Origin of the sequence: Solemya pervernicosa gill symbiont (assembly GCF_002020875.1) — a bacterium.
Lineage (GTDB): Bacteria > Pseudomonadota > Gammaproteobacteria.
Genome location: NZ_MPRL01000059.1, coordinates 1 through 22,435 on the forward strand (window position 1 = coordinate 1; position 22,435 = coordinate 22,435).

9 protein-coding genes and 2 pseudogenes are annotated in these 22,435 nt (G+C 54.9%); 8 read left to right on the forward strand and 3 right to left on the reverse strand.

Features of this window, described 5'->3' with window-relative positions; genetic code table 11:
• Nucleotides 1-76: 76 nt before the first annotated feature.
• The 3 genes and pseudogenes from BOW52_RS12845 to BOW52_RS12855 all read right to left on the reverse strand — a co-directional run bounded on the left by BOW52_RS12845 (nt 77) and on the right by BOW52_RS12855 (nt 3,414).
• Nucleotides 77-475, reverse strand: a complete 399-nt coding sequence (locus tag BOW52_RS12845; RefSeq protein ID WP_078484484.1) for a hypothetical protein — start codon at nt 473-475, stop codon at nt 77-79.
• 215 nt (nt 476-690) lie between these two features.
• Nucleotides 691-2,493 (reverse strand): annotated as a pseudogene (locus BOW52_RS12850) (2-oxoacid:acceptor oxidoreductase family protein); the annotation flags it as partial.
• Between the two features lie 42 nt (nt 2,494-2,535).
• Entirely contained in the window at nt 2,536-3,414 is an 879-nt protein-coding gene (locus BOW52_RS12855) for a (Fe-S)-binding protein (protein WP_236725738.1), read from the reverse strand.
• Nucleotides 3,415-3,555: 141 nt separating this feature from the next.
• Between BOW52_RS12855 and BOW52_RS12860 the strand changes: the two genes are divergently transcribed.
• From BOW52_RS12860 to cas2, 8 genes and pseudogenes are all read left to right on the forward strand, one after another.
• Nucleotides 3,556-4,515, forward strand: a complete 960-nt coding sequence (locus BOW52_RS12860) for a LysR family transcriptional regulator (protein WP_078484486.1) — start codon at nt 3,556-3,558, stop codon at nt 4,513-4,515.
• A gap of 132 nt (nt 4,516-4,647) precedes the next feature.
• A complete protein-coding gene (locus BOW52_RS12865; RefSeq protein WP_078484487.1) occupies nt 4,648-5,427 on the forward strand; it encodes a Stf0 family sulfotransferase in 780 nt (259 codons plus the stop codon).
• Between the two features lie 260 nt (nt 5,428-5,687).
• The gene (locus BOW52_RS12870) at nt 5,688-6,473 is read left to right on the forward strand and encodes a Stf0 family sulfotransferase (protein WP_078484488.1); all 786 of its coding nucleotides are present in this window, start codon (nt 5,688-5,690) and stop codon (nt 6,471-6,473) included.
• A 46-nt stretch (nt 6,474-6,519) separates the two neighbouring features.
• Entirely contained in the window at nt 6,520-7,401 is an 882-nt protein-coding gene (locus tag BOW52_RS12875) for an alpha/beta hydrolase (RefSeq protein ID WP_078484489.1), read from the forward strand.
• 51 nt (nt 7,402-7,452) lie between these two features.
• Nucleotides 7,453-17,436, forward strand: a complete 9,984-nt coding sequence (locus BOW52_RS12880; protein ID WP_078484490.1) for a type I polyketide synthase — start codon at nt 7,453-7,455, stop codon at nt 17,434-17,436.
• A gap of 292 nt (nt 17,437-17,728) precedes the next feature.
• Nucleotides 17,729-20,872, forward strand: a pseudogene (gene cas9, locus BOW52_RS12890) (type II CRISPR RNA-guided endonuclease Cas9).
• Between the two features lie 2 nt (nt 20,873-20,874).
• Nucleotides 20,875-21,765 carry a type II CRISPR-associated endonuclease Cas1 gene (cas1, locus tag BOW52_RS12895; protein ID WP_078484493.1) on the forward strand — a complete coding sequence of 297 codons (891 nt, stop codon included), beginning with the start codon at nt 20,875-20,877 and terminating at the stop codon, nt 21,763-21,765.
• Complete coding sequence (gene cas2, locus BOW52_RS12900) at nt 21,765-22,094, forward strand: CRISPR-associated endonuclease Cas2 (protein WP_236725739.1); 330 nt, start codon at nt 21,765-21,767, stop codon at nt 22,092-22,094. The genes cas1 and cas2 overlap by 1 nt, the downstream gene beginning before the upstream one ends.
• Nucleotides 22,095-22,435 lie beyond the last annotated feature (341 nt).

Consider the following 22,435-nt stretch of genomic DNA (forward strand, 5'->3'; position numbering starts at 1 on the left):
TTCGTCGTTCGCTCGCGCTCTCAACTACGAATATGCAGACGGCGTCGACTATCGCGGACTAACCGCCTTCGCTTCGCTATCCATGGCGGTCAGCGAGGGCGATGAAGGGGTCGGCGAGGTTGTCGCTGCCCTTGCCGCTGACGTAGAAGTTACCGGTCTGCTCCCAGAAGCGGTGGATATCAGCAACGCGATCCTCGCTGGCCGGCATCTGCTTGAGCATGATCGGCAGGTGCGACTCCTGCTTGAGCATCGGCACGGCAACGCTGCCGAGGTTCTTGTGGGTCAGCTCCTTGAGCTCATCGAAACCGCGATGCACCACGCGCAGGTTATCTTCAACCACGCTGCGTCCCTTGTTTCCGAACTTCGACTCGAGCTGATCCTCGATCGCCTTGAACAGTGTCTTCTCGTTCAGACCGGCCGACTCCATCACCCCGGAGGCGCGGAAGAAGGCACCCTGGAAGGCGATACCCTGCATACGGAACTGCAGCTAGGGGTTGGAGGCCTCTTCGAGCGCCACCTTGAAGGCGTCGATGTAGAAGATCTTGATCTCATTTTCGACCGCTGACCGCTATGGATAGCGAAGCGAAGGCGGTTAGTCCGCGATAGTCGACGCCGTCTGCCTATTCGTAGTTGAGAGCGCGAGCGAACGACGAACCAAAACAAGCTTCCGCAAAAATAGCGACTCCCCGAGATGTACTTCTGTGCGCTGACGGGGAACGCCTGCCATAGCTCCTGCTCGGTCTCGAGATTCGACTGGATGATCAATACACCGCCCGGTTTCAGACCGGAGAGGGCGTTGGTGTTCTCGAGCACGTTGGGATCGGGTGAGAGCACCACGTCGACGAAGTGGAACTCACAGTTGACCGGAATCGGGGTCGGTGCGGCGGAGAGGTAGTAGGTGGTCGGCTGACCCTTCTTCTCCGAACCGTACTTGGGATTAGCCTTGATATCGTAGTCGAGCAGCTCGAACAGGGTCATCGCCAGATTCTTGCCGGTGGTCACCGCGCCCCAGCCGCCGACCGAGTGCATGCGCACGGTGATCGAACCTTCCGGCATCAGGTTGGGGTTCTCGGAGCCTTTCAGTGCCATCTTGCCGATACCGGGATAGGCATCCTGCAGCTCCTCCATGTAGAGCTCCTGCTTGGGGCTCATCGCCTCGTCGCGTACAAATTCGACCGAGAGGTAGAAGAACTTACGGCGCTCACCGCCGGGGATCATGTTCTCCACTGCGCCAATAATGGCCTCGGGCTGCAGATCGCGTGAACCGAGTCCGTAGGCACCGGAGTAGAGGATCGGCATGTGTTCCGCCTTGGTGTAGTTGGCGTAACCGGGGTAGGCATCTCCGGCCTCGCGACCGTTCTCCAGCGCCTTGGTCAGTGAGGCGCGGATCTCGCGCATCAGTGGCAGATCCTCAGCCAGCGGCTGGTCGGTACGCTCCAGTACTACCACGCCCTTCTTACCCTTCAGCGCATGGCTGATCAGATCGCCGGGGAAGGGGCGGAACATGGTGAGATTGAGTACACCGATCTTCAGATGGCGGGTCTTGGCCAGATAGTCTGCGACCGTCTCGGCCTGCACGATCATCGAACCCTGACCGCAGATCACATACTCCGCCTCGTCGATGTTGTCGGTGCCGACACGTCCGTAGCTGCGACCGGTCAGCTCGCGGAACTCCTCCATCACCATCTCAGAGATGGCGGGGATGTGGTCGAAGAAGTAGGGGCGCTGTGCCGCGACCGCCTGCATATAGGCGTCCTGGTTCTGCACGCTGCCGGAGGTGAGTGGACGGTCGACATCCCAGATCTGTGGGATACGGCGGCGTGTATCGCCATAGATCAGGGTCTGTGCCGGTGTTGGGGTTCTAATCTCATCATCAGGTTTACCGAGGAACTCCTCGATCAGCTCGCGCTCGGGCACGTTGATCGACTCGATCAGGTGGGTGGTGAGGAAGCCGTCCTGCGCGACCACGCCGGGGGTGAGTGCAAGCTCGGCGATCTTGCGACCGATCAGGTTCAGATCGGCCGCCTCCTGGGCGCTGTTGGCCATCACCTGGAAGAAGCCGGTGTCATCGATGCAGTGGTAGTCGTCGTGGGCGCAGTGCACGTTGAGGCTCGCCTTGGTGATGGCGCGGCAACCGATGTTGAGGATGTAGGGAAGGTGTTTGCCGACTGCACCGTAGAGCGACTCGTGCATAAAGGCGACGCCCTGCGCAGAAGAGAAGTTGGTGGCGCGCATACCGGTCATCGAGAGGCCAGCGGTGACCGCGGCGGCGGCGTGCTCACTCTCGGGTTCAATAAAGATCAGCGGACTGTCAGAGATGTTGAGATGGCCTTTGGAGGCCTCTTCGGCCCAGAACTCACCCATCTGCGTTGAGGGGGTGATCGTGTAGGCGCCGGCGGCGTCACTCGCCTCGCGTTCGCACATGATGACCGCTGTGTTGCCGTCCATAGCCATACGAATACCGGGATACTTAACTTCGCTTGTTTTGCTCATATGGAGTGCTCTCTACTTGTCGAACGGTTAATCTCAATGTCCCTAAACGCGTGGTAGCGGCTCCTGCCGCAGTACCTTGCGGGCCTCAACGCCCTTGACCATGCCGTAGTGGTTATCCAGCCAGACGATCGCCCCGGTGGGGCAGCGCTCGATCGCAAGTTTCGAAGCGAGCGCATTCTTTTCGTAGTCGACTATCGCCAGATTGTTCGCGATGGTGACCACCCCCTCGGGTGCATCGGCAGCGCAGCGGGCGCAAGCGGTACAGACCACATCGCAGTGCGACTCCGCTTCGTCCTGTGGGTCGAGGTTCTTGCAGGCGACCCAGAGCTGGTGGCTGACCGGCTCGAGGGAGAAGAGATCCTTGGGGCAGACATCGACGCAGTCACCACAGGCGGTGCACTTGTCTTCGTTAACCATCGGCAGGCCAAACTTGTTCATGGCGATCGCATCGAAGTCGCAGACGATCTCGCAGTCGCTCAGGCCGATGCAGCCCCAGGCACACCCCTTACCACCACCGGCGACCACGGAAGCGGCGCGGCACGACTTGAGTCCTTCGTAACCGGCGCGGGTGAAGGCGACGTGGGAGCCACCGGCGCAGGCGAGACGGGCGACCCGCTTCTCGACATCGCCGGCATCGACGCCGAGGTAGTCGGCGATGACCAGGTTGTCATCCTCGCTGTTGACGGTGCAGGCGGCGGGAGTGATCTCGCCATTGACCAACATCTCAGCAAAGGGGCGGCAGCCGGGGGTGCCGCAGGCACCGCAGTTGGCACTCGGCAGTAGCTGCTCGACCTCGTCGATACGGGGGTCTTCGTAGACAAAGAGCTTACGGTTCGCCACCACCAGCACGCTGGCGAGCAGGGTGCCGAGTCCGGCCATGAAGGCGGCGGCAGTGACGATGTGTTCGATCTCTGGGCTCATAGTTGTCAAATAACCTACAATTACAGTCAGGCAATAACCTCGTAACTCATGTGGCATTCAAAATAGGGAAAGGTTTTGTATTTGACACGACAATTATTTCAATCCTTAAGATTGAATATCTCAATACTGAAATAATTGCCCATGGAAACGACACCCGCGCTCTACTACAAACAGAACCGCCTGAAACAGCTGCGCGCCTTCTGCATGGCAGCCCGCACCGGCAGCATATCCCTTGCAGCTGAGAGCCTTTTTCTCAGTCAGCCGACCGTTACACTGCAGATCCAGGCCCTCGAGAGAGAGCTCGAAATCAAGGTGTTTGAGCGGCGCGGTCCGCATATCAAATTGACCCCAGAGGGGGAGACGCTCTACAAACTTTCCGAATCTCTGGTGGAGGGAATCGACAAGCTACACGAGAGTTTTGCCGCAACTTTTGGCGAGATCGAGAGTGGTGAACTGAACATCGCTGCGGGAGAGTCGACCATCCTCTACGTACTGCCCGACCCGGTTTCACAGTTCACCGAGGCCTACCCGAACGTAAAGATGAAGTTGCATAACGTGACCGGGCGAGATGGTTTGCAGATGCTGCGCGCCGATGAGGTCGACTTCGCCGTCGGCTCAATGCTCGAGGTGCCGGACGATATCGACTACTACCCGATCGTCACCTACTACCCGACCCTGATCACCCCGGTCGATCACCCGCTGGCCGAGATCGACGAGATCACCCTGGAGGACATCAGCCCCCACGGTCTGATCCTGCCGCCTCATCACCTCTCTACATGGCGCATGGTCGACCTGGTCTTCCGCCAGCACGAACTGACCTTCAACGTCACCCTGGAAGCGGGTGGTTGGGAGATCATCAAGAAGTACGTCGAGCGGGGACTCGGCATCTCCATCGTCACCGACGTCTGTCTTACTGGAGAGGAGCGACTGGTAAGAAAATCATTGGTCGACTACTTCCCAACCCGCACCTACGGACTGGTGGTCCGACAGGGGCGCTTCCTCTCGCCACCGGCAAAACGTTTCATCGAGATGATGGAGGCATTCTATGCCGGTAAGGTGCAGCAGGACCCGAGGCTGGCGGAGCTGGTGGAGCGGATGTAGGTTAAGGACGATTCGCAGACCCTTGTATGCCCGATTCTGGACAGAGGCGACGAGCATATTCTGGTTTCTTGATGGCAACTAGAGGATGATCGCTGCTTTGTATCGACTGACGTTTGAGGTTGTCTGCTTTCCATGAGTGATGGTCAGAGTTTGTTTGATAAATTGGTTTCAAGTGCCCTCGATTTTGAGCGCGCTACCCATCCCAATTTTCGTTACGTAATTCTATCTTCCCCTCGCTGTGGCAGCTCGCTGTTGGCTGGGATGTTGACGTCAACACAGCAGGCCGGTTGCCCGAAAGAGTACTTGAACAGGGACTATATTAGGGCCTATTTAAAACAGAGTGGACTTTCAGATACCCCCTTGCCCGCCTATATGCAGGAGATGGAGCGGCGCCGAACATCGCCCAACGGATTGTTTGGTGTGAAGCTGCACTGGGAACACTTTGTTGATATCTACGGAGTAAAGGGAGGCCTAAAGAGGGAGGGAATTGACTTTATACAGTCAATGGATCGGGTGATCCGGATATGTCGGAAGGACAAAATCTCACAGGCAATCTCTTATTACATCGCAATTCAGACAAACCGTTGGGTCGAATTACCGGGGCAGGCATCAAACCGGGAATCCAGCAGTAATGATCGGATTGGTTTCGATCCAATGAGAATAACCTCGTTGCTGAATGCATTGGTTGTGCAGGAAGTAAGTTGGCAAAGGTTCTGTCGGCAGCACTCGATCGATCCTGTAGATGTCTGCTACGAGACGTTGGTGGCAGATTATGACGCGGAGTCGAGACGTGTGTTGGGCTGTTTGGGTTTGGATAAATCGATGACTATTCCGCAGCCGCCAATCAAGAAACAGGCAACCGAGCTTAATGCAGAGCTTCGGAGTCGTTATCTTGACTATGTTGGAGTCTGAAACGGTTATCCCTCTTCAGTGGTTCAAGAGCAGTGTTTAAGAGAGATGAGTGATGCTTGCTGTTTTGTAGGGTTATAGTGAGCCGAAGGCGATCTTTTTACAGCTCCGGTGAAGCGCTTCATTGTGATGATGGAGGTGTTCTACGCCGACAAGGAGCAGCAGGGGCCAGATTGGCGGAACGGGTGGAGCGGATGTGGTTCATAGGATAGATTCCGGCGAGCAAGTAGAGGAATATAGGACTTCCTATATACATTAGAGAAATGGCGCTCATGTTTGGCGGTATCAACTTCTACACCGATCTCATCGGTCCCAAGTTGGACTTCGATCAGCAGCACTCTCCCCATTTCCGTTTTGCGCTCCTCTCCGTGCCACGCTGCGGCAGTAACCTGTTGGGCAGTATGTTGATTGCGACTCAGCAGGCGGGCTGCCCATTGGAGTATCTGAATCGTGAATTTCTCAACGCCTACCTCAAAACGAAGGGGCTCAAGCAGATCGATTTAGGTTACTACCTCAACGATCTTGAGTCGCGGCGAACCTCTGCCAACGGCAGGTTTGGAGTGAAGGTGCATTGGCACCAGTTTGCTGATATTTACAATGGCGGCAAGGGGGGGATTAAGCGCGAGGGTGTAGCGTATCTGAGAGGGATGGATCGAGTGATCAGGCTCTATCGTCGCGATAAAGTGGCGCAGGCCGTTTCGCTCTATGTGGCTTCTGTGACAAATCGCTGGGTAGAGGTTGCCGACGGGAAGGTGGATGAGAGTCCGTACAAAGAGCTTCCCTTTGATCCAATTGCAATATCCAATTATCTACAACAGATAATCACTGAGGAGAGGAATTGGCTCTCCTTTCTGCAACTGAACAAGATCAAATATGACTCAATGAGTTATGAGGAGTTGGCTGAGGAGTATCAGGAAGCCTCTATAAAAATACTTTCCTGGTTAGGAGTGAGCGATATCAAAGAGCCCCCGCAGCCGATGATAAAAAAGCAGGAAAACCCGCACAAACAGCGACTGCGCGATGAGTATCTGGCATATGTCGGCGCGTGACTATTAGTTTCGGACCTATATCTGACTTGCTTGGGAGTATTTTACCGTGAGTGGCCTGATCTATTCTGAGGGATATCACAAAATCCACCCGCAGATAGTGCCCATCTACTATCGGAGCTGGGAGGGTGAGGCGTGCCGGGGGACAGTGATCTGCATCCACGGTGCCGGTGGCACATCGGCTGAGTTCATCGGTTTAGGAGAGTACCTGGCGGAATATGGTTACCGAACGGTTGCCTTCGACTTTCCTGGCCACGGCTTTACCCGCTTACAACCGGTAGCTGATAGTCAGCGACTGGCGTTCAAGATGAGAGTGATGGCCGCGATCATGCAAAAATATGACGGGCCAAAGGTTATGTTCTGCAGCTCTGGTGGCGCCATACACGGAAACCTGCTTCTGCAGAATGCAAAGAAACACCGATGGCTGGCAGAGCTGTCCGTTATCTATGCGGAACCCAGCTTTATTGTTGATGATATTACCCGCGTCTTTTCGGAGTCGACAGCGCCCTTTCTGTTGGGACGTTTCGCTACACTCGATCAGGCTGTTGAGTGCTGGGATGAAACGCAATTGGGATTGGTTGCTTTCAAGAGTGAGACTTGCAAACGAAGATATATCAGCGATTGGCTGACCATGAGCGGTGATGCCCTGGTGGTGAATGTTGATCGGGGCGAGATGAGGCGGGTACTTGAGGAGGCCGTGACGATAGTTAAATCAGGTGGTTTTAATGCGCTCTCAAGAGGTGTTCCGGTTAATAATAGAACGTTGTTTATCTGGGGTGAATTTGGTACGACCAAGGCAAAGGTTGAGAAGATTCTGCCCGATCGTTTTCGCAACTATAGTTCAGTCGATGTGAAAAAAAGTGCCCATCCACTCTCCATGACGTGTGATGCTGAGTTGGTAGCCGTAAGAGATTTTATTGACGATGTGTGAGTGATCGATATCACCACGCAGATGCAGAGAATTATTCCCAGGTAGTTATTGATGAGCCGAGAAAATTTGATCCCACCTATTCTGCTTGATGACCTCATCGGGCCCGTTGACTCTCTGGAGAGAGTGAGATGTCAGCATGAGCGTGTGGGACGTATCTGGAATGCGTTCGATGCAGAGGACCTTGATGCCATCGCACAGGCATCACCCGAAGAGAGTGATCTGTTACGGCTCTACGACCGATCGCTGATTGAACGGCTAGTGCAGGTGGGACTGGATCACCTGGCCATTATCATCAGTCACACTATTGATCTTGCCACTTCTGGCATCCCTGACTATTCAGCCGGAGTCGCGGTTGAAGTGGCGAGCCAGGAGGATCTCGAGGTTGCAAATGGTCTCTCTGGGATCACGGTGATCGGCAAGAGCTTTGAGTCACCTGGGCCGTGCAAGGAGTTGTCCGCCTTTCTCCTGTTACAGATGCTGAAGAGCGATTGTCGTCACCCCTTCTATATGCAGGGCGATACGGGCTACGCACTGTTTCAGGCCTATCTGGCGTCGGGTGTTGCGGGTGTTGTGCTTAGTGGCAACCAGTTCGAACAAGCGCAGCGAGAGAAGACGATACGTTTCACGCTCAGCGATAACGCAATTATCAGGTTGGCACTTCCCGGCGGTACGCCCGAGGCGATTGCTGTCCGTGAACAGCAGGTGCAGGCACCCGAAAGCTTTCTGAAAACAAGCTATACAAAGGGTCAATGGCTGAGTGGTGGCAGCGATCTTTGGAGTGCGGAACATAGAGAGCAGACACTTGAATACCTGCGACTCTATGACCGCTCGCCGAGAGATATCGATATTCCCTCCAGTTTTTATGCCGGGAGTCCCTCCACGGTTGAGACCGGCTGTCGTTATCCGATCTTCCAGGGTGCGATGGCCAATATCACCCGTACATCCGAGTTCGCTCAGGTAGTGGCGGAGGCGGGCGGACTGCCCTGTCTCGCCCTGGCCGGTATTGCTGTCGATGAAGCGATCGAACTGGTGCGAGAGACCGCCGCCCTAAATTTTCCCTATGCGGCAGGTATTGTTGGACTGTCACTCTCCGATCAACAGCTCGAACAGCTGATCGAGACGTTTGAGCAGCTACAACCCACCTATCTGATCGTATCGGCACCGCAGCTCGACCATGTGAATAGATTGTTGCGATCGAGTCTGAAGCTCGCCTTTCATGCGCCGAATCGGGCGATGTTCCGAGTGCTCTACGATATGGGATGTCGCACCTTCATTATTGAGGGTGAGGAGGCGGGCGGTCACACCTCCAATGTTGGTGGGTTGACGGCGTGGCAGGGTGTACTGGATGAAATCGTTGAACATAATCTTCAGGACAAGGTGCATCTTATTTTCGCTGGCGGCATTAAGGATCGCCGCGCTGCGGAGCTGCTTTCCGCCCTGATCTATTTCTACGGTTTGGAGCGTGATCTAAAGGTCTCGTTGCAGATGGGAACCGCCTATCTCTGTACTACTGAAGCGACCGCGCTGACACCGCTACCGGAGAGCTACCGGCAGGTGGTGATCGATGGGCACGAGACGATCATTACCGGAGAGAGTGTGCATCGCAATGTCCGGCAGGTTGTAACTCCCGAGTCGTTCAATATGCTGGATCAGGAGTGGTCGATCTTCTCATCCGAGATGGAGCTGGATGATAAAAAACGTGCCTATGAGAAGCTCTATCAGGGTGGGCTCCGGCTCGCTGTGCAGAGCAGTAGTTTTGAACCTGCTGGAAGCTATATGGCGGGTGCCGTCTGTACGCTTCTCAATGAGCAGCTAAGTGTCGAAGCGTTGCATGAGGGACTGATTCAGCAGCCCTCGACAGCGACGGTTGATGAACATGAATCCATCGCGATCGTCGGTATCGGCTCGATACTGCCCGGATCGAAGAGTGTCGAAGAGCACTTTAATAATATTCTCTTTAAACGCTGTTTTATTACCGATATACCGGTGTCTCTCTGGGAGCGTGACGTCTACCTCGCCGCCGATGATAGTGAGTGTGATACCACCTACTCGGGCATCGCTGGCCTACCCGATGAGATCGACTCGGACCTGACCGATTTCAGGATTCCGCCCAGTGTCTCCGATGAGATGACACAGCTACAGATTCTGGTGCTGCGGTGTGCGCAACAGGCACTTCGGGATGCCGGTTATTTCAGGCGCCCATTTCTAAAAAAACGGGTGGGCGTGGTAATCGGTGCGCCAAAGAATGAGTCGCTCGAGCTTAACGACAAACTGTCGTGGAAAAAGGCGAGACAACGGCTTGAGGCGTTGGCGAAAAAGGGTGATTTCGACCAGGAAGCTGCACTGGCGCTTCTCGATGAGTATGAGGAGCAGTTCAATACCTACGAGGTCAAAGCCGACACGGTGCTCGGTGCAAATGGCAATCTGGGTGTCTCTCGAGTGGCCTCTGCATTCGATTTCCAGGGGATTACCAATAGCGTCGATGCGGCCTGCTCCTCGTCGCTGACAGCGATCGGCCAGGCGGTCATGCTGCTCCAGGAGCGACGTTGCGATGTGGTGTTGAGTGGTGGTGTGGACACCACAGTCCACCCATCTATCTTTGTCGGTTTCTCGCGCCTGCAGGCGCTCTCCAATAATGGCTCTTTCCCCTTTGATGAGCGGGCGGATGGATTTGTCATCGGTTCCGGCGGGGCGATCTTTGTCCTCAAACGATTTAGTGATGCGGTACGCAACGGAGATGAGATCTACGCCCTGATTCGTGGCTGGGGTGTGTCGAATGATGGCGCCGGTAAGGGAATGGCCGCGCCCGACTATGAGGGACAGATGCGTGCCGTTGAGGGGGCCTATGCCGATGCCGGAATCGATCCCGATGAGGTCAGTTTTGTGGAGTGCCATGCCACCGGTACGCCGGTTGGCGATGCCGAAGAGCGCAAGAGCGTCTCCGAGTATTTTGGTAAGCCTCGACTGAACAGTAAAAAAGCGCCGGTCGCGATTGCGGGCAGTAAGGCTATGGTTGGACACGCCCGTGCCGGTGCCGGTGCTGCAGGTATGCTCTCAAGCATCTTTGCGATTAATACACGTTGTGTGCCGCCACAGGTGAACTATGAGCAAGCGCCTGAAGGTATCGACTATGCAGCGATAGGGCTGCACGTCGCGAAGCGTCCCGAACCGATCGATCGTGATGAGATTGTTACCGGTACCTCCTCATTCGGCTTTGGGGGTATCAACTACCATCTCGTTCTATCGAGTTCCCCGGTAAATCAGCGTGCACCCGTTGTCGATATTTCACGTGCCGATTTTCCGCTATTCGATAATCTCGATAACGATCTCGCCTTCATCTTTCCGGGGCAGGGCTCGCAGTATGTCGGCATGCTACACGCGTTCAAACATCTACCGGAGGTGGGCGAGCTGCTACACAAGGCGGATCAGATCTATGCATCGATTGGTGGTGGTCCGCTGACGCCGCTACTGACCGAGCTGCCACATGAGGATGAGTCGCGCCGCAGTGAGCAGGAGGAGCGACTCCGCTCGACTGAGGTTTCCCAGCCGGCAATCTTCCTCCTCTCGGCGGTAATTCTGGAACTCGTCAGGGCGCGCACCAACATCTCTCCCTCGCTGGTCATCGGACACTCACTGGGTGAGTATTCGGCGCTTTATACAGCGGGTGTGCTGAGTTTTGAGGATGCCTTCACCCTGGTCTGCTGGCGTGGACGCATTATGGGCGAGTCGAACTCAAAGAGCAGTGAGGCGATGATCGCACTTGAGTGCACGGAGCAGCGCGCCGAGGGGATGATAGAGGCGGTTGATGGTTACGCGACCTGTGCCAATGTGAACTCCTATCGCCAGACGGTCGTCTCTGGCGAGAGCGGCGCCATCGATCAACTTGAGCGATTGGCCGAACAGCAGGGGATGCGTGCAGCCAAGTTGAATGTGGCACGGGCATTTCACTCGGCCCTGGTCGCCGACTGTGTGGCACCGATCAAGGCCCATCTTGAAAAGGCGCACTTCAATGCAAGCCGAATTGCGATACCCGCATGTCTCAGTCGAGAGCTGTTCCCGGGGCAGAGCGATATTGGTGGTGTGATGAGAGAGGACGATCGGCTTACCACGATCGATATGCTCTGTCGTCAGGTTGATCATCCGGTCGATTTTGTCTCTCAGGTCAACGCTGCATATGAGTCGGGCATCAGGCGATTTGTCGAGGTAGGTCCGAGAAATATTCTCTCGCGACTGGTCGAGCAGATCATCGAGAATCGCCCGTTGCAGACCGAATGCCTGAATGGCCCGGATGGTGAAACGTTGCAGCATATTGAAGGGCTTGAGCAGTTGTTGGCAGAGCCTGTGGTGATAAAGCGTCAACCCCCTCCAGCACGTCAGTCGACACGTAAACGGGTCAAGGCGAGTGCAGGTGTGGCAACGACCTCTAGGGAGATGAGCCTGCTCGAGCGCATTACTGTGACCGTCTCGAGTGTTTCGGGCTATAGCGTCGAGTCGATCAATCGCGAGGCTGAATTTGAACGTGATCTCGGTATCGATACCCTGAAGATCTTCGAGATTCTATCCATGTTGCGTGGTGATGTACTGCCACAGGAGATCGAGAATTTCCGCCAGCTGACCAGTGTGCAGAAGATCCTCACTGTTGCAGAGAAGTGTGCTCAGCAGCTGGGTGGTGAAGAGGGTACGAAGAGCAGTTCAGAGATTTCCCGCTATAAGTACAAGACGGTAGAGACCGGGCGTATCGCCATCGATAGAACACGGCAACTCTCGGACGGCTACGGTGTGGATCTTCCTGAAGCCCCCTACGACGGGGAGCGGTCACGTGTGGTTATCGCTCGGCCTCTGCCGACAAGCATGTCGGTGGCTGCCGACTCAGTGATCCCCGAGTTACGTAATCGAATCGTAGAGATGGCTGCTCGTGAAGATGGGGGGCGTCCCGAGCAGATCGTTGTAGTGACCTGGTGTGATGCTGAATCCTTCTATGATGGTGCCTATCTCGCAATCGACGGGATGTTAAAGGTCGCCGGTCACGATATTGCATCGCTTGAGTTCAGCTATATCCACATCGATGCAGAGAGCTTTGATGAGTCGATGGTCGAATCGATGCTGCAACCGCACTCCACTCTACCCAGTAGTGGTAAACATCTCACCACTTCCGGCGCGGTCTATCAGGGGCGTCTGTTCGAAGTAGAAGCGCTGTTGGGAAGCGAGTTAGAACTCTCGACGCAGTTGACGGCTGAGGATGTTGTGCTCGTCACTGGCGGTGCTCGAGGGATAGCTGCGTACATCGTGCAGCAACTGCTTGAGACAACGGCGGCACGATTTGTTCTGATCGGACGAAAGCAGGAGTCCGAAGCGTGGATTGCCGAGCAGCCGGAACGTATCTGCTACCTCTCAGCCGACCTGACCGATCGTAGCGCGATACGTTCTCTGAATCTGGGGGGAATGGGAATATCGCTAATCGTACATGCGGCCGGTATCGAGATAGCACATAACATTCTCAAGGCGAGCGATGAAGATTTTCGTCGCGTTATCGCCACCAAAACCACGGCGATTGATGAGATCCTCGATCAGCTCGAGTGTGAACGCCTGCGTGGCGTCGTGCAGTTCTCTTCGATCGCCTCCTATGCGGGGCGTCACGGTCAGTCTGACTATGCAGCGGCCAACGGTCTGCTCAACGGGCGTCTGAAAAAGGGTGTGCCTGCGCTCTCTATCGCCTGGCCTGCCTGGGGCGAGATCGGTATGGCATCACGCGGTGTCATCAAGGAGATTCTCGAGACGAGTGGTGTGGCCTTTCTGGCACCCGAAGAGGGGTTGTCGATCTTTGTCGATCTTCTCAACGGCTTTCTGGCGAACCCACCGCACGGAGAGACCATTCGTTTCGCAGCCAGCGGTGCGAAAATTTCACCCTATATGGTCAGTTTCAGCGGTGAGAGCGAGAACGATTCGGTTCAGCAGTTGAACAGTTACCGTATCAGCGATCCAGATCGACGCCTCCATGCCACTCTCAAGCTTGATCTACAGCGTACCCCGAGCCTGCGTGATCACCTCTTCTGGAAGGAGGTCTACATCCCGGGTGCGCTGATGGTCAAAGAGGCGGCGAGACTGGTTGCGTTGAATCTGCCAGACGAAGCCTCTGCACCGGTTGAGCTTGTTGCAGTCGATTTTCTCTCACCGATTGCTGTCAGGGATGGTGATCAGGTACAGCTGCAGATGTCACGCACGCAGGATACATTCCTCGTCGAGCTGCAGGAGGAGCATCTTCGTCCGATCTTTAATGTGACGCTAAAGAGGCAGCAGAACGCCTCAGAGGTTACGGCTGCAGATCAAAAGCAGCTTGCCGAGGTGGTGCGTCGTGCGGGGATCGAGCTACAGCCCTTTGGCGACTATCGGGTCGACCTGAAGCTAAACAACGAGACGCGCCATAAAGGGTACTTCGCACTGGTTGATCGTTTCAGCTACAACGGCGATCTGATTACAGCCAACGTCGATGTTGCACTTGGACGGGATGAGAGAAGTCTGCTGAGTGACGATGGGGGTGTCGCCTTTCTGCTCGAGGCGGCCTTCCAGGCTGGCACTCTGTGGCGCGAGATGAAGGTGAGTAATCGACGCATATTGATGCCTAAGCATATTGGCGCGTGTCGAATCTACTACCACAACTGCAGAAAGGCGGAGTCGGTAACGATCTTCTGTGAGCTGATTGAGATAGAGCCCGAGAGCGATGTGATCCGCTCCAATCTCTACGTCGTCGATCAGGATAACGAGCCACTGATGGTGATGGAGGATTTCCACTCATCACCCATCGCGATGAAAAATCCCCTGCCGGTACACACCCATCCCCTCTATGTTCCCTACATGTTGAACGGTTGCGATCTGCTAGCAATACCACTCGCAGAGGCGGCCGATTATGCGAGTGCGCACCGGGATATGGTGATCGCCAGGGATGAGGAGCAGGAGATCGCTCCACTCACTGCCGAGAAGCGACAGCATGAGAAACTGGCGGGCAAGCTTACAACCAAGCTACTAATCGATGAACTGATGGCGAAGCGCGGTAACCCACGTGTGGACTCTCTGGCCTCGGTAAGTGTTCTCTCAGATGGAACGCCTGTTACCGTGTGCTGCGATGCGCTGCAGGGTGAACACCACTTCTCGATTAGTCACAGTGATGATCTGGTCTGTGCCGCACACGCTGAGGTGCCGGTTGGTATCGATGTAGAGCGTATCAGGACGCTCTCGCCCAGGGTGGTGGCAGATATCTGTGGCGAGAAGACGCTCACTGATATTCAACGTTTTATCGATGAGACCGGATACTCAGCAAAGAGTATCGACTACATCAATCTGACCCTGCCGGTGGTGATCTTTTCGCAGAAAGAGGCGGTGCTAAAGGCCGCAGGTATCGGAATTGGTGAGGGGCTCGCTGAGGTCGAAATCAGCGATGTCGAGATACAGGCGCCCGTGCGTGCCAACTACCGCGGCGCTGAATATGAGCTGCTGACGACCATTCACCACGATCACGTTATCTCTGTTGCCCGGTTGATTGCCGGCATACCCTCGGTCACGGCTGACGCTAGTGTGGCACCCGCTATCGAACGTGAGGTGCCGCTCTCCTCTTTGCAGCAGGCGGTGCTCTATCAGGAGTCGCTGATAACAGAACGCGATGCGCCCAGCTATGCACTGGCGTTACGCATCGATCTGAAAGTGCAGCTTGATCGTGATGCGCTACGTTTTGCCATCGATACGATTGTTGATCGGCACGATGTATTGAGAATGGTGTTCGACACCACACAGGATCAGCCGACGGGGCAGATTCTCCGTTTCGTTACGCCATTGATCGATGAGATCGATGTGGAGGGCGGTGATGCAGCGGAGCCCGAGAAGGTGCTCAACGACGCACTCGATCGTCACAGTGAGCAGCAGTTCGATCTCACCCGTGGGCCGCTGTTCAAGATCAATCTGCTGCGCCTCAATCAACAGCGCTATGTCCTGCAGTCTATTTTCCACCACTCGATAATGGACTGCTTCTCAGCGATCACCCTGGCCAATGAGCTGATCTCGATCTATCAGGGTAGAGTCAGTGGCGATCAATATGTCGCAACGGCCTCGACGAGCTATAGCGACTTTACCGAGCGGGAGAGGGCGCTGTTGAGCAGAGAGCGCATCGAGCGACTCGACCGCTACTGGCACAGTGCGATGAGCGGTGTCGTCAGCGACGGCCTCTCGCTACCGCGTGCTGGCAGCCACAGTGAGACCGAACAGGCAGCACCTCACTATATCGATTACAGCTTCCATCCAGAGATGAAAAAGCAGCTAGAACAGGTCTGTCGCAAGGCGGGTGTAACACTCTTTGCCGGACTGTTAGCGCTGCTGCAGAGTGCGATTAGCAAGGCAAGTGGTCGCAACCAGAGTGTCATCTACATCCCCTTCTCAGGACGCGATTTCAAGCTCGACAAGGAGTCTACCGGCCCTTTTATTCGCCTGCTGCCTATCCGTGCTGATATCGGTGAGGGTGAGAGCTATGTGGAACTGCTGCAGTCACAGCGTGGTGCGATCCTCGATGCGATTGAATTTAGTGCGATCCCACCCGCCAATCTTCGCCAGATCGTTCGTGAACAGACAGAGGTCGGCGGCAAGGAGCCACAGGTGATCTGTCAGCTAATCTACGAAAATGAAGAGCAGCCGAAACTGGACAGTCTTGAAGTAGAGAGCTCGGTGCGTGACGGTGTTAACCCTCATGCGGCGATCATCGCCTCCTTCTTCCATTCACGCGAGAAGTTGCGCTGCACGGTCACATTCAACAGTGCATTGATCGATCGTGCCACGCTACAGCAGGTGATGAGTGGCTTTGCATCGGAGTCGACACGACTCTGCAGACAGGCGAGTCAGGTAGTTGACCCGAGGGTGCATACACCGCTGCCTGCAGTTGCAACCGAATCGGTACTGCAGGCTGAGCGTCTCTGCGGCGATGCTCCGCAGCTTGATAGCGGTCTACTCAATCGCGATCAGGTAGTCGATCAGGTGGTGGTGATCTGGCAGTTTGCCCTGAAGAATGACTACGGCATGAAATCCGATGTTAACTTCTTCGATGCTGGCGGTTCTTCACTACAGGCGGTGGAGATCGTCGCCAACATCAAGCAGACCTTTGGTGTCGAGCTTCCACTCTCGAGTTTTGTCTCCGCACCGACCCCTGCACAACAGGCCGATCTGATCCTCTCCGAAGAGTGGCGTGGCGACTGGAATACCGCAGTCGCCCTTAAGGCCAGTGGCGATAAGCCCCCCTTCTTCTGCGTCCATCCGTCTGACGGTAACGTGCTCTGCTACAGCGAGTTGGCCAGTGCGATGGGAGAGGCGTACCCCTTCTACGGACTGCAGGCGAAGGGTTTGAACGGTGATGATCTGCCGCACCAGAGCTTCGAGGAGATGGCCAGTCACTACATTGAGGCGATGCGTGAACTCTCACCCGATGGCCCCTATGTTATCGGTGGCTGGTCGGCCGGCGGCATCGTCGCCTTCGAGATGGGCAGGCAGTTGAAGGAGCAGGGGGTCGATGCCAAGCTGGTACTGATCGATACGCTCTTTCCCGGTGTTAAAAGTAATGGTTCGGATGGAGACACTGCTGTCGATGCGGACAGCAAGGTGAGAGAACAGCTACTTAGTGAGGATCAGCCAGAGCTACCGGAGAATTACAGCCAGGCCGGTACATTACGTGAAATCTCCGCCAAGGCCTCTGCACACTACCGCATCGGTACCTACCCGGGCGACATCTCACTGATGATGTCCGAGGATCACGACACCAGTAAACAGTACCTACTTAAGAGTCTGAAGCAGGGGATCTCAGAGCGTAATCTGAAAAAGACGAACCACTTCTCCAACTCGATTGAGGCGTGGACCGTGCATCACCCCTTGAACTGGCAGCACCACGCCAGGGGGCGGTTTGAGATCTACTCCGTTCCAGGGCTCCACCACAGCATGATGCACAAGGAGCACGCCCCGGCACTGGCCCACCAGATCATGCGCGTGGTCGATGAGGCGATGAGATAGCATCTGTGAAGCAAAAAAAAGGCCCCGAAAGGGGCCTCTATTTTTGAGCCTTGGCTCTGGCGGGGTGTTCCGAAGAACAGAGCCCACGACAGAAACTGTCTTATTGTGAAAAGTCAGAAACCGCCGCTTGGTTACACTCAGGCTAGTCTAACACCCACGTACAAACGGTCAATACCCCTTCGTTCTTTAGTTTATTTTTTTGTTATGGCATAAATGGTCGTGCACTCCAAATAGATGTGGAGTGATGGATTCTATTTACTCAAGGAGAAAGGGATAGATGAGTAATAAAGTAATGGAGACCATTCTCGGTCTCGACCTTGGAACATCCTCCATCGGCTGGGCTCTCATCGAAGGTGATCCACTACCAAAGAAGATCGTCGATATGGGGGTGCGCATCTTCCCCGAAGGTGTCGATCGAACCAAAGGGGAGAAGTCTCTTAATCAAGATCGGCGCGATGCAAGATCACTACGACGTCAGGGGTGTCGCCGTATGCGACGTAAACAGAAGCTGCTGCATGCGCTTCAGGATGCAAAGCTATTACCCAGAAAACAGACTGAACTTGATGAGCTAATGGGGCTTAGTCCCTATCAGGTCAGGGCGAAGGCGCTCGATGAGCGGCTGAGTCCGCATGAGCTGGGAAGGGCGCTCTACCACCTCGGACAGCGTCGTGGTTTTAAATCTAATCGAAAAACCGACTCCGATAAGGAGGATGGCAAGGTTTATGAGGGGATCTCTGAAATCGACAAGGGGATGGCAGAAAAGCAGTGTCGAACCATCGGTGAATATCTTAACAGTCTAGATCCGCATCAGGCGAGAATACGAGGCCGATACACGGCGCGTCGACACTATGAGCAGGAGTTTGATGCGATCTTTCAAGCGCAGCAGCCACACCACCCCAAGTTGCTCAACGTCAATAATCGAAAACGGATACGTTCGGGGAGTCGCTATTTTTGCGGAAGCTTGTTTTGGGCGTCCAAGCCCAAGCAAGCGGCAAATACTTAACGCGACCGTTTATGCCTACGGCGCCCCTCAGCGGAGGCGATCTTCGATCAACGTCCGCTCAAGGTGCAGAAACATCTGGTCGGCTTTTGCGAATTCGAAGCGGATCGAAAACGTGCGGCTGCCGCAACACTACTGGCACAGGATTTCCGTCTCTGGCAGAACATCAACAACCTCAAGGTCACCTTTGGTGATGGTAGTGAGCGATTTCTCTCTGATGAGGAGCGCCTGACGCTCGGTAACAAACTCACTACGAGTAAGAAAATGAGCTGGGATCAGGTGCGAAAGATACTCGATTCTCCCGAACGCTCCACATTCTTTAATCTGGAGCGCACCTATAAATCGGGGCTGATGGGTAATCAGAGTGCTGCCTTGCTCTCAAACGCAGTGGGTAAGAAGATCTGGAAGGCGCTGGGCGAGCGCGAGCAGGAGGCGCTAATCACAGACCTACTGACGATCACCGATGATGATGGACTATTAAAACGGTTGCGCCGTCACTGGCACCTTGATGAGGCGGTAGTCTCGAAACTGCTCAAGGTCCGTCTACCGAAGGGGTATATGCACCTCTCTTCCATGGAGATGCGCAACATCGTTCCGCATCTCAAGCGAGCGGCAACCGAGGATGATCAGGGTCTGAACTATGCTGAGGCCTGTAAGGCTGCGGGTTATAACCACACCAATCCGCAGGCGCTGCGCAACGATAACGCCATCCCCTATCCTGGCACGGTGGCAAGGGTGAAAAAGCGAAAGGGGGCGGTGATTGAGCCGAACCATGCCGATGAGCTGTTGCAACCCCACGTTGAGATCGGTGAGCTGCGCAATCCAATGGTCGAACGGGCGCTCTATCAGGTTCGAAGGGTCGTTAATGCCATTATCCAGCGCTACGGCAAGCCCGATATTATCCGGGTGGAGATGGCGCGTGATCTCAAAGCGAACAGCCGTCAGCGTGAAGAGATGGAGAAGCGCAACCGTAGTAACGAGAAGTTCAATAATTCAGCGCGTGAACGTTTGGTTGAGTACGGCATTGCTCACCCCTCGCGTTCTGACCTGATTAAGTACCGCCTCTGGGAAGAGTGCGAGCAGGTCTGTCCCTATACCGGCCAGAGCATCAATATGGATGGGCTGTTTGGTGACAATCCGCAGTTTGATATTGAACACATCATCCCCTACAGCCGCTGTCTTGATGACAGCTATATGAACAAAACACTCTGCGCGCGCAAAGAGAATGCCGACAAAGGTAATCTCACACCTGCCGAGTACTACAGTAAAAATGAGGTGCGATATAAAGAGGTGTTGGCTCGGGCCAAAAACCTCCCCTATCCGAAATTTAAACGCTTTGCACTTGATGCGATAAAGGATCTCGATGAGTTTGTCAGTCAGCAGCTCAACGAGACACGCTATATCGCGCGTCAGGCGATCGCTTTTCTCAGTCAGCTTGGTGTCAAGGTTGAGCCGGTTAAGGGTGGCACGACCGCACTGTTGCGCCACGCTTGGGGAATTGGCGGTCTATTAAATGATAGCGGTGTAAAAACACGCCTTGATCATCGACACCATGCTGTTGATGCGCTGACCGTGGCGCTTACAACCCGTTCTGCGGTTCGAGCACTCAATACAGGCTATCTCAGAGAGGGAAGGCTGCGCGTCGAGGAGCAACGCCAACCGATGCCGAAACTGCGTGAACAGTCGATTGAGGTGCTTGATCGTGTTGTCGTTTCGCATAAGGCGCAACGCAAACTCAAGGGCTCCCTGCATGAAGAGACGCTCTATGGTTTTAGTGATAAACGCGATGAGAAGGGCAACAAACTGGTCACGATCCGAAAACCGCTCTCAATGCTGAAGCCGAAAGATCTGGAGCTGATCAAGGATGAGACGCTGCGAGAGTATGCCAAAGCTCACCTGGCGAACCATGGTGATATGAAAAGCGCCTTTGGTCAGATTCCCACCACCTTTACGATTCCGTCCAAGAGCGGCAGTCGAGTTCCCGTCAACAAGGTGCGCCTCAGCTATCCGCTTAATGTCGAGGCGGTTGGCAAGGGGCCACGCAAGCGTCACGTTAAGACCGGCAGCAACCACCATATGGCGATCTACCGTTCTACCAATACTAAGGGGGAAGAAAAGTGGCTCGGCAGGGTGGTGACAACGCTGCAGGGTGCTCAGCGTAAGGTCAATGGCGAACCGCTCATCGATATTGAGGGTGCCGAAGGCGAACAGTTCCATATCGCCCTGCATATTAATGACATGGTCGAGCTGGAGCACAAAGGTGAACGTATCATCTGCTATCTGCAAATGATGATGCAACGTGGTGAGGTAATCTTCCGCCCACATACGGATGCAACTGTAAAGGCGGATCGTACCTTCCAGATCAGCAAGAGGCCGGAGACGATGCGCAAGAGCGGTCTGCGGTTGCTGCAGGTGGATGCTATCGGGAAGCTCTGACTATGCCGAAAAGGATTGTCGAGGTCTCCACGGAGGGGTGCTATCTGAAGTTACGCCACCGTCAGCTGATCATCGAGCGTGAGGGTAAAGAGGTCGGCACTGTTCCGATTGAGGATATGTCGGCGCTGGTGATCGACCATCCGCAAACGCTGATCACCCAGGCGGTTCTGAGTGAGCTGGTTCAGGCCAATGTGATGGTGATCAGCAGTGATGAGAAACATCAGCCGGTCGGTCTCTTTTTGCCACTCGATAGCCATACCACCCAGACTGAACGGATTGCTGCCCAGATCGATCTGGGCGCGCCTACCCGCAAGGGATTATGGAAGCAGATCGTCAAACGCAAGGTGAGAGCGCAGGCGCGTGTACTGCACGATGTGACTGGATCGGACGCCGGTATCGCACAATTGGAGAAAAAGGTTCGCTCTGGCGATCCAGATAACATTGAGGCACAGGCAGCACGACGCTACTGGTCGCGCCTGTTCGACAGCGAGTGTTTCAAGCGCGACCGTTTCGCCGAGGACCAAAACCGCTATCTCAACTACGGCTATGCGGTGTTGCGCGCACTGGTCAGTCGTTCACTCTGCGCCACTGGACTGCACCCCTCGATCGGCATCCACCACAAAAACCGCTACAACAGCTACTGTCTGGCGGATGACCTGATGGAGCCCTACCGGCCGCTGGTCGATCTCAACGTATGGCAGATTGTTGAGGACCACGGCCATGACAATGAGATGGATCGAGAGATTCGTCGCAGACTGATTGAGATTATCAAAAGGGAGGTTGTCATGGAGGGAGAACGGCTTACCCTGCAAGGTGCGATACAGAAGAGTGCGCAGTCACTCGCCAGGGTAATGCAGGGGTATGAGAAGCTCCTAAGTCTGCCCGAATATTAGTGGCTATCTCCCCCTACCAGGCCGTGTGGTTAATTGCACTTTTTGATCTGCCAACCGATACGCCCGAGGCGCGGCGGGCCTATACTAGTTTCCGCAAGCAGCTATTGAAAAGTGGTTTCAAGATGCTTCAATACTCGGTATACGCACGCTACTGTCCGAGTGAGGAGAAGGCGAAGGTGCACCACAACCGAATACAGCGAGTACTACCGCCCGATGGAGAGGTGAGGGTGATGAGCCTCACTGATGCGCAGTTTGCCAAGATGAAAATCTTCCATGGAAAAACGAGAGGGGCACCCGAAAGGGTGCCCGACCAGATTGAAATGTTCTAACCAAAAACCTGCTTTTGTGCTGGCTTATCAATATGTTGCAGCACAGGTAGTGTAACCAAGCAGCGATTCCCTTCAATTCACAACGTACCGCTATCGTTATTCGTAACGGTTTTAAGTGTAACCAAGCAGCGATTCCTTTCAACGCATAACAGGGCCTTGCACAGTTCAACTCGTCTACCGGGTGTAACCCTATAGTGATCTCTTTCAATGAGTAACCGATTTGGGGCTTAGGTCGTTGCTCGCGCTGACCGCCATGGATAGCGAAGCGAAGGCGGTTAGTCCTCGATAGTCGACGCCGTCTGCATATTCGTAGTTGAGAGCGCGAGCGAACGACGAAGAAG